This is a genomic window from Halalkalibacterium ligniniphilum (assembly GCF_000334155.1).
Classification (GTDB): Bacteria; Bacillota; Bacilli; order Bacillales; family Bacillaceae_D; genus Halalkalibacterium; species Halalkalibacterium ligniniphilum.
In genome coordinates this window covers 1-9,110 of sequence record NZ_ANNK01000112.1, presented here as the reverse complement: position 1 = coordinate 9,110, position 9,110 = coordinate 1, and the positions used below count along the sequence as shown (strand labels likewise).

Genomic DNA, 9,110 nt, shown 5'->3' with positions numbered 1-9,110 from the left:
CCAGCCGCCCGCGGAAAGCGAAGGATATGTCCGAAGCGATTGCTATGCAGCAACGATCATGACGTTCGGATTTCTCTTCAATAAAAACTCTTTTGTCCCAGCCTCTTTTCTGTCTTTAAGGAATGTGACTTTTTGACATCTAGACTTCTTTCGTAAGCGAGCCTTTTACAGATTATTTGCTTTACCAAGGATTATTAGATTATAGGTTATGAGCGTAACAATGCTCATCTTAATGGAAATGTAGTGATAACCCACTTCTTCCCCTCATAAAAATGAAAGGAGAGGGGGATGGCATCGTGAAAAAAATGAGACAGCAATTAAAGAAATGGATGACCAATCAATTGGATTTCCCTGCCGATGTCATGATGGATTTACCCCGTATTACGATGATCGGGCAATTACATATTTATATTGAAAATCATCGGGGGGTACTCCGATTTTCTAATCAAGAGCTGAGGCTTTTATTGAAGCAAGGACAGCTTCTTATTCGTGGTGACCACTTTGTCATTAAAACGATATTACCTGAAGAATTAATGCTTGAAGGGCGCATTGATCAAGTGCTCTATGTAAAAGAATAAGTCGGCTTTTTCGGTGGAAAAGGGGATGAAGCTTCAGTTCAAATTGGTGAACCAATGAAGTATTTGTGCCCAGATTGGTTTCTATTGGTTCGATAAGGGGGAGTAAGGATGAAGAACAATTGGGCTCATTTGCTTAAGGGCTATGTACGGGTTCGAATTGATGGGGCACATGGTGAACGATTTTTAAATCGTTGCATTGATAATAATGTTTCAATTTGGACGATAAAACGGGTTGGAGAGGACCGGATTATTTGTTATATGGACTTAGAAGACGCAAAACGAATTCGTCCGTTACTTAGAATAACAAGCTGTAAAGTGACATTTACGGAACGTAGAGGCTTGCCGTTCCTCCTACAAAAAATGCTTCAGCAAATAGGCTTTGTTGGAGGAATGATGCTATGTATCGCTCTCATTCTTATTCTTTCCAATATCGTTTGGAAAATTGAAATCAATGGGGCTTCGCCAGAGGTAGAGCACGAGCTTCGCCAAGTTGTTTCTGAAATGGGTGTAAAGCGTGGAGCCTTCCATTTTTCATTGCCAAGCGTGGAAGAGATTCAAAGAGATGTGACAGAAAGGATACGGGATGCAACGTGGGTAGGGGTTCGACAAAATGGGACAACCTATCAGTTTGAAGTTGTTCAGCAGCTACTACCTGAAGAAGCTGAGCAGGTTAGTCCGAGACACTTAGTTGCGAAACGAAAAGCGATTATTCATGATGTATTTGTTGAACATGGGCAAGCGCTTGTCAAGCCGAATGATTACGTCCAAAAAGGAGACATGCTTGTTTCAGGATTTATTGGTAGAGAGGGTAAGACAGAGCTTGTCCCTGCAGTTGCAACAGTCTTGGGGGAAATTTGGTATTTATCTGATGTAACCATTCCATTAAAAAGCACCTTTTCAACTTTAACTGGCAATTCGGTTGTTACGCATAAGCTTTCATTCTTCGGATTTGATGTTCCCGTTTGGGGGTTAGGTAAACACGACTTTGTTGATTTTAGGGAGTTAGAAGAAACAAAAGATATTCACTTGTTTAGGTGGACTTTACCGATTCAATACAAAAATAAGAAAATTGCTGAAGCAAGCACGTTTGAGCGAGAGTATTCAAAGGAGCAGGCGAAGGAAAAAGCAATGGAAGTGGCAAAAAACGAGCTCTTAAAGAGAATTCCTGAAGATGCAGTGGTTCGGGGCGAAAAAGTTTTGCACCAAAGCGTCGAGAATGGTAAAGTTAAATTAAAGATTCACTACCAAGTTATTGAAGATATTACATCGGAGATGCCGATCATTCAAGGAGATTGAGATTATTGTCAGAAATAAAACTGATTCAGTTAGAAACAAAGAATACAAATGAAACACAAGCATTATTTGGTCCTCATGACGCCCATTTGAAACAATTGGAGGAACACTTACAGGTTTCAATTGTGACACGGGGCGAAGGGGTATCTGTTTCTGGGGACGATACACAGGTTGAGCTTGTGCAACGCGTTTTGTATGCTCTTATTCAACTGATTCGCAAAGGGGTATCTATTTCTGAGCGAGATGTTGTCTATGCCGTCCAACTCGCTGAACGAGATCAGCTTGATGAACTATCGGAAATTTATGATCAAAAAATCGCAACAAATGTAAAAGGTAAAGTCATACGTGCAAAAACATTGGGGCAACGACATTATGTTACGATGATAAAACAGCGAGATATGATATTTGGCATTGGACCTGCTGGAACTGGTAAGACCTATTTAGCAGTTGTTATGGCAGTGACGGCTTTAAAAGAAGGAAATGTGAAGCGCATTGTGCTCACAAGGCCGGCAGTTGAAGCTGGAGAAAGCCTTGGGTTTCTTCCAGGTGATTTAAAAGAGAAGGTCGATCCATATTTACGGCCGCTTTATGATGCTCTTCATGATGTTTTAGGTGTTGAACAAACGACCCGATTGATGGAGCGTGGTACGATTGAGGTTGCACCACTCGCTTATATGAGAGGACGTACACTTGATGATGCTTTTGTTATCTTAGATGAAGCACAGAATACCACGCCAGAACAGATGAAAATGTTTATCACCCGGTTGGGCTTTGGTTCAAAAATGGTGATTAACGGAGATTTAACACAAATCGATTTACCTAAAGGAAAGCAGTCTGGTTTAAAAATTGCAATTCAGGTGCTTAAAAATATTCAAGAAATAGGGTTCATTTATTTACAGCAAGCAGATGTTGTCCGTCACACTCTTGTGCAGAGAATCCTGAATGCTTACGAAGAGAAAGAAAATTCTTGATGCTCGTAGCATAACTAGATAGACAGGACGCAAAAGTGACCCTCTTTAGCTGAGGGTTTTTCTGTTCCAATTCAATGCTTTTACATTTAAGAAAGCGTGAAAATGTATAAAAAGAAGGAATAACGTTACCTATTTAGTGATTTGGATGAATTTGAGGTGGGAATAGGTGAATAGGCAATCACCGATCGATCAGCAAAAGTGGTGGAAACGGATTCGGAACCACCGTTATCTTCGTGGAATCATGTTTCTGTTATTAGCGTTAACCATGTATTTTTTTATGCTTGGAAATGTCATTCCTGATAAGCTTGATATTCAGCTATCCTCCATAGCTGAACAGGATATTCGTTCACCGATAACAATCGAAAATCGGGAAGCAACTGAAATAAAACGGAATGAAGTGCTTAATTCCATTCGTCCAGTCTATGCTCAAAAGCGTGAATATACTCAGTTTCAGGTTGGAATGGTGAACGATATTTTTGACCTTGTAACGAGAGTCTCAGAAGAGGCAGACGAGGATGCTACAAACACAGAACCATCCATCGAGGAAAAAGTACAACGGGTGCAGGAAGACCTTTCTTCAGAAGCTAGCAATGATATTTCAGAAGAAACGATCCGTACTTTGCTGGAAGCTTCGGAATCACAATTGCAAATTGCAAGAGAAACGACAACAAACGCAGTTTATGAGGTAATGAGCGATTCCATTTCGGTCAATAGGTTAGAGGAAGCGAAAGAGTCGGTAACGGATAAGATTGCCATCTCTACAGTGAGTAATCGCTTAACGAATGCCATGGTCGAAATTGCTCAATTTGCGATTATCCCAAATTATATTTACGAAAATACAGCCACTGAACGATTGCGTCAAGAAGCGTTAGAGGCAGTCGAGCCTGTGTACATACGAGAAGGGCAGCTGCTTGTCAAAGAAGGAGAAATGATTAACCATGAGGTTTATGAGCAGCTAAGGCTTGTTGGGTTATTAGATGATACCTTTAATCCTTATCCTTATATAGGGCTAGCTATTCTCGTCTTTTTACTAACAGGAATGCTTGCATATTATTTAAAAGAATCAAAGACATCAATCCAAAACAACAACAGCCACTTGCTGATGTATATGCTTATTTTTATCGTCACCTTGGTTGTCATGAAGCTAAGTGCTTTACTTGAGCTTTCAGATATTCAAGCGATCGGTCTCATTATGCCTGTTGCGATTGGAACGATGCTCCTTACGATGCTCATTCATCCGAGAGTTGCAGTGTTCTCAAGCATACTATTTGCCGTAATTGGTAGTGTGATTTTTAACAATGCGACGGTTGGTACGTTTAATTTTACGTATGGAATTTACATTCTCTTTAGCTCGTTTGCAGGTGTATATTTTCTAGAGAAATCGACACGGGTAACAACTCGAATTCTTGGAGCTGGACTTTTTGTTTCGCTCGTTAATATTTTGACGATTGTTGCTTTACTCATGATGAAGACTGTTCAAACAAGCTGGATTGAATTAGGGTTTCATGTTAGTTTTGCTTTTGCGTCTGGATTTTTGGCTGCCGTCTTGACGTTAGGTCTCATGCCATTTTTTGAGGCTGGCTTTGGAATTTTATCAACGTCAAAGCTAATTGAACTGTCCAATCCAAATCATCCGTTGTTAAGAAAAATATTGACAGAAGCACCAGGTACGTACCACCATAGTGTGGTAGTAGGTAATTTGGCAGAGGCAGCGTGTGAAACCATTGGCGAGAATGGGCTACTTGCACGGGTCGGGGCTTATTACCATGATCTGGGTAAAACGAAAAGACCTCATTTTTTTATCGAAAATCAAATGAAAATGGAGAATCCTCATGATAAAATTTCTCCACAGCTTAGTAAAACGATCATTATTGCCCATCCATATGACGGGGCTGACATGCTTCGTGAATACAAAATGCCTAAGGAAATCATTGATATTGCAGAACAGCACCATGGAACAACGCTGTTAAAGTATTTTTATCACAAAGCGAGTCAGGAAGCGGAGCATCCGATTCCTGAAGCACAATTTAGATATCCGGGACCGAAAGCACAATCTAAGGTTGCAGCCATTGTTGGGATTGCTGACTGTGTAGAAGCAGCGGTTCGTTCCATATCTAAGCCTAGTCCTGATAAAATTGAAGCGATGGTGCGTAAAATCATTGCCGATCGCTTAGAAGATGGACAATTTGATGAAGCTGATCTGACATTGCGGGATTTAGACAAAATTGCAGTGTCGATTTGTGAAACGTTAAAAGGAACCTTCCATGAGCGAATTGAATACCCAGAGGACCCGAAAGGAAAGGATAAATGATGAAACTTGAGATCGATATGATTGATGAAACAGGCACATTAACAGAAAGTGATGAAGTGTTAATTCGTCAAATACTTGAGACAGCAGCAACCGTAGAAGGACTGGACGGAGAACTTGAGCTTTCCATTTCATTTGTTGATGATCAGCAAATACAGGAAATCAATCGTGAATATCGTGGCAAGGACGCGCCGACAGACGTAATTTCCTTTGCTTTAAATGAAATGGGTGAAGACGAGCTAGATATTATTGATGCAGATACACCGAACGTGCTCGGAGATATTATTATTTCCATCCCGCGGACCCATGAGCAGGCAGAGGAATATGGTCATTCCTTTCATCGAGAGTTAGGCTTTTTAGTCGTACATGGCTTTTTGCATCTACTCGGTTATGATCATATGACAGAGGAAGAGGAAAAAGAAATGTTTTCTAGACAAGAGGACATTTTAACTGCTTATGGGCTTACAAGATAGGAACAAACGAGGGTTTCGACGCCTGCTCCGTTCTTTTGGCTATGCTTGGACTGGTTTAACCTATGTCGTAAAGTACGAGCAAAATATGCAAATCCATTTGATTCTTAGTTTGATTGTTTTTTGCATGGCTTTTGCGTTGTCAATTCCCGTGAGCCATTGGCTTGTTCTGCTCCTGGTTATCGCAGGGGTGTTTGCGTTAGAAATTATGAATACAGCTATTGAACGAACCGTTGACCTTGTTACAGAGGAGTATCATCCCCATGCAAAGAGAGCGAAGGATATTGCAGCAGCTGCAGTGTTTGTCTATAGTATTTTTGCGGTCATCATTGGTCTGTTGATCTTTATACCTGCACTCCTTTCTTATTTCTCATTTTCATACGCTTGGATGGGAGCGTTGTCGTTGTGAAGGGTCTCTTAAAACATAAAAATTGTTGACAGCTAAGAAGCTAGGGTAAACTTTATCATAGCTGCATGATTGAAAAATGAAGAGTGCTAAGGCAATGCCAGAGAGACCAAGACGTCGTGTGATTTCATAAACGAAAAGGATGATAACCGTGGATAAACAAGAGCTAATTAATGAAGCAAAAGAAGCAAGAAAGCAGGCCTATGTCCCTTATTCGAAATTTCAAGTCGGCGCTGCCCTTTTGATGCAGGACGGCACGGTTTATCGGGGCGCAAACATTGAAAATGCCTCTTATGGTTTAACGAACTGCGCAGAGCGGACAGCCCTTTTTAAGGCTTATTCTGAAGGGAATCGTGAGGTTAAGGCTGTTGCGGTTGTGGCGGATACCAAGCGACCTGTTCCACCTTGTGGTGCGTGTAGACAAGTGATGGTAGAGCTTTGCTCACCAGAAACGAAGGTTTATTTAACGAATTTGCAAAATGATGTATTAGAAATGACTGTTTCAGAATTATTGCCAGGTGCATTTACAGCGGAGGATTTGAATGAGTAATCAAGAACAGGGGTTTAAATCAGGTTTTGTTTCCATTATTGGACGTCCGAATGTTGGGAAGTCCACATTAATAAACCATGTCATTGGGCAAAAAATTGCGATTATGTCTGATAAGCCACAAACGACAAGGAACAAAATTCAGGGTGTTTATACAAGCAATGATGCTCAGATTGTTTTTATTGATACACCAGGAATTCACAAACCGAAGCATAAGCTTGGGGACTTTATGATGAAAGTGGCACAAAATACGTTGAAGGAAGTCGATCTCATTTTGTATGTAGTGGATGCGGCAGAAGCGTTTGGACCTGGAGAAGAGTTTATTATTGAGCGTTTAAAAGAGACATCAACCCCGGCTTTTCTTGTCATCAACAAAATTGACAAAGTCCACCCGGATGATTTGCTTTCACTGATTGAAACATATAGTAAGAAACATTCGTTTGCAGAAGTGATTCCAATTTCTGCTCTTCAAGGAAATAATGTACCAACATTACTTGAGCAAATTACAAATCATTTAAATGAAGGACCACAATATTATCCAAGTGATCAAGTGACGGACCACCCTGAACGGTTTGTTGTAGCTGAGTTAATTCGAGAAAAGGTGCTTCATTTAACAAGAGAAGAAATCCCTCACTCGATCGCTGTTGTCATTGAGCAAATGAAGCACCGCAAAAATCATGATACGGTGTATATTGGAGCAACGATTATTGTTGAGCGAACGTCTCAAAAAGGGATTATTATAGGAAAGCAAGGCAGCATGCTTAAGGAAGTGGGAAAGCTTGCTCGAGCAGACATTGAAGCGCTACTCGGTTCAAAGGTGTTTTTAGAGCTATGGGTCAAGGTTCAAAAGGATTGGCGTAACAAACCTCAACACTTGCGAGATTATGGTTTTCGTGAGGATGAGTATTAATATTGCACAAATGAGTGGTTTTTTCTGTGGAAAAGGGGACGGAGCTTCAGTTCAAGTTGTTGAAACAATGAGGCCCTTCCGCTCACATCGCCTTCATTGCAAGGGCGTTCAGCGTTACTTGACGGCTCTTTTCCATCCAAGTGGGAAGAGTGATCCGCTCATGCAGGTTTTTGAAGAGAAACGAGTAGGAAATAACAAAGCGGTCTAGCTCCAGGAGTCAGCGGAACGAGGTTGCTTCAACCTGTCGTGGCTGGTCAAGGCGCTTACGTTTTTCTTGTAACAAACACTTAACAATGGCTAGCCGTTTAGCCATTGTTTTTTTTAATTAAAACAATTATGATTATGATAAGAAGATGAAAAAAATGACAGTTTGAATATGTCAAGTAATTATAACTAGCAAATATTCCATCTCATTGTTTAACACAAACAAGGTCATGATATGTCTATAGAGCGCTATTGAGTCTTTCTACAGAAAGGTGGAGTCTGAATTGCTCAATTTATCCTGGAAAGTTTTTTCAATGACGGGTAGTATCGATACGTATCTGTTGCTTAAGGAGTTAGAGCGTGAGTCAGATGAGACAAGTGAACTGGAAGGCAAAGAGCCGATAGAAACAATGGACGCTCCTACTCATTAATGGCGTTTGTTTGCTAGTCGAGCAAATACGTGTGGTGAAAAAAAGGAAATGTTACAAAAAGCAGAAGGTCTCGTCATTCGCACGAACGATTATGCAGAATCGAATAAGATTCTAACCCTTTATACGAGAGAGTTTGGAAAAATCGGTGTTATGGCAAGAGGAGCAAAAAAACCGAAAAGTCGTTTGGTTGCTGTTTCACAATTGTTTACGTATGGCACGTATTTATTTCAAAAAAGTACAGGTTTAGGCACACTGAGTCAAGGGGATATTATCGATTCATTTAAAGAGGTTCGAAATGACTTGTTTCGGGCCTCTTATGGTTCGTACATTGTCGAATTAACAGATAAGCTAACCGAAGAACGACAGCGAAATCCGTTTCTTTTTGAGCTCCTGTATCAAACCATTCATTATCTAAATGAAGGGATTGATGCAGAGGTGCTGACTCGAATTTTTGAAGTGAAAATGCTTGCTGTGGCAGGCATTAAGCCTGAAATGGATGCATGTGTGAGCTGTGGCTCAACCGACATACCTGCAGCATTTTCCATAAAGGAAGCAGGCTTTCATTGCAAGCGTTGTCTTCATCGAGATGAACATTCGATCCGAGTGACTGAACAAATCGCAAAGCTTCTCCGCCTCTTTTATTATTTTGATCTAAATCGACTTGGACAAATATCATTAAAGCCTGAGACAAAGGCAATCCTAAAACAAATTTTACATACGTATTACGATGAATATTCTGGGCTGAGACTAAAATCAAGAAGGTTTCTTGAACAGTTCGAACGTTGGGACTTGAGTGATCCTGAATAAGCATTGACAGAAGATGTGATTTTCAGTATGATTCAAAGTAACAAAATACGGTGCAATGAGAGAGAGGAGTACTTATCATCTCCACATAAAGCGAGCCTAGGGCGGTGTGAGCTAGGCTGTGGACGGTAAGGAAGGCACTCTTGAGCACGTTCGGTGAGAAAGTGGTACACATGAATCATTATGTG

Annotated in this window: 11 protein-coding genes; all 11 read left to right on the top strand. The window is 40.7% G+C overall.

Features of this window, described 5'->3' with window-relative positions; genetic code table 11:
- The first annotated feature begins 293 nt into the window (after positions 1 to 293).
- Positions 294 to 578 (top strand): sporulation protein YqfC, encoded by a 285-nt coding sequence (gene yqfC / locus BLT_RS0113950; RefSeq protein WP_035425870.1) that lies wholly within the window; start codon positions 294 to 296, stop codon positions 576 to 578.
- Positions 579 to 686: 108 nt separating this feature from the next.
- Positions 687 to 1,874, top strand: coding sequence for a sporulation protein YqfD (gene yqfD / locus BLT_RS0113945; RefSeq protein ID WP_017728390.1), 1,188 nt, complete (start codon positions 687 to 689; stop codon positions 1,872 to 1,874).
- A gap of 5 nt (positions 1,875 to 1,879) precedes the next feature.
- Positions 1,880 to 2,842, top strand: a complete 963-nt coding sequence (locus BLT_RS0113940; RefSeq protein ID WP_017728389.1) for a PhoH family protein — start codon at positions 1,880 to 1,882, stop codon at positions 2,840 to 2,842.
- 166 nt (positions 2,843 to 3,008) lie between these two features.
- Positions 3,009 to 5,153 (top strand): HD family phosphohydrolase, encoded by a 2,145-nt coding sequence (locus BLT_RS0113935; protein ID WP_017728388.1) that lies wholly within the window; start codon positions 3,009 to 3,011, stop codon positions 5,151 to 5,153.
- The gene (gene ybeY / locus BLT_RS0113930) at positions 5,153 to 5,623 is read left to right on the top strand and encodes an rRNA maturation RNase YbeY (protein WP_026105125.1); all 471 of its coding nucleotides are present in this window, start codon (positions 5,153 to 5,155) and stop codon (positions 5,621 to 5,623) included. The genes BLT_RS0113935 and ybeY overlap by 1 nt, the downstream gene beginning before the upstream one ends.
- Positions 5,607 to 6,029, top strand: coding sequence for a diacylglycerol kinase family protein (locus BLT_RS0113925; protein WP_017728386.1), 423 nt, complete (start codon positions 5,607 to 5,609; stop codon positions 6,027 to 6,029). The genes ybeY and BLT_RS0113925 overlap by 17 nt, the downstream gene beginning before the upstream one ends.
- A 148-nt stretch (positions 6,030 to 6,177) precedes the next feature.
- Positions 6,178 to 6,576: a cytidine deaminase gene (locus BLT_RS0113920; RefSeq protein WP_017728385.1), complete on the top strand. Its 399-nt coding sequence runs from the start codon at positions 6,178 to 6,180 to the stop codon at positions 6,574 to 6,576.
- The gene (gene era, locus BLT_RS0113915; protein ID WP_017728384.1) at positions 6,569 to 7,483 is read left to right on the top strand and encodes a GTPase Era; all 915 of its coding nucleotides are present in this window, start codon (positions 6,569 to 6,571) and stop codon (positions 7,481 to 7,483) included. Before BLT_RS0113920 ends, era begins: the two co-directional genes overlap by 8 nt.
- A complete protein-coding gene (locus BLT_RS0113910) occupies positions 7,473 to 7,691 on the top strand; it encodes a hypothetical protein (RefSeq protein WP_017728383.1) in 219 nt (72 codons plus the stop codon). The genes era and BLT_RS0113910 overlap by 11 nt, the downstream gene beginning before the upstream one ends.
- A gap of 280 nt (positions 7,692 to 7,971) precedes the next feature.
- A complete protein-coding gene (locus tag BLT_RS23245; protein WP_017728382.1) occupies positions 7,972 to 8,118 on the top strand; it encodes a YqzL family protein in 147 nt (48 codons plus the stop codon).
- Positions 8,119 to 8,166: 48 nt separating this feature from the next.
- Positions 8,167 to 8,925 (top strand): DNA repair protein RecO, encoded by a 759-nt coding sequence (recO, locus tag BLT_RS0113900; RefSeq protein ID WP_017728381.1) that lies wholly within the window; start codon positions 8,167 to 8,169, stop codon positions 8,923 to 8,925.
- Positions 8,926 to 9,110: the final 185 nt, after the last annotated feature.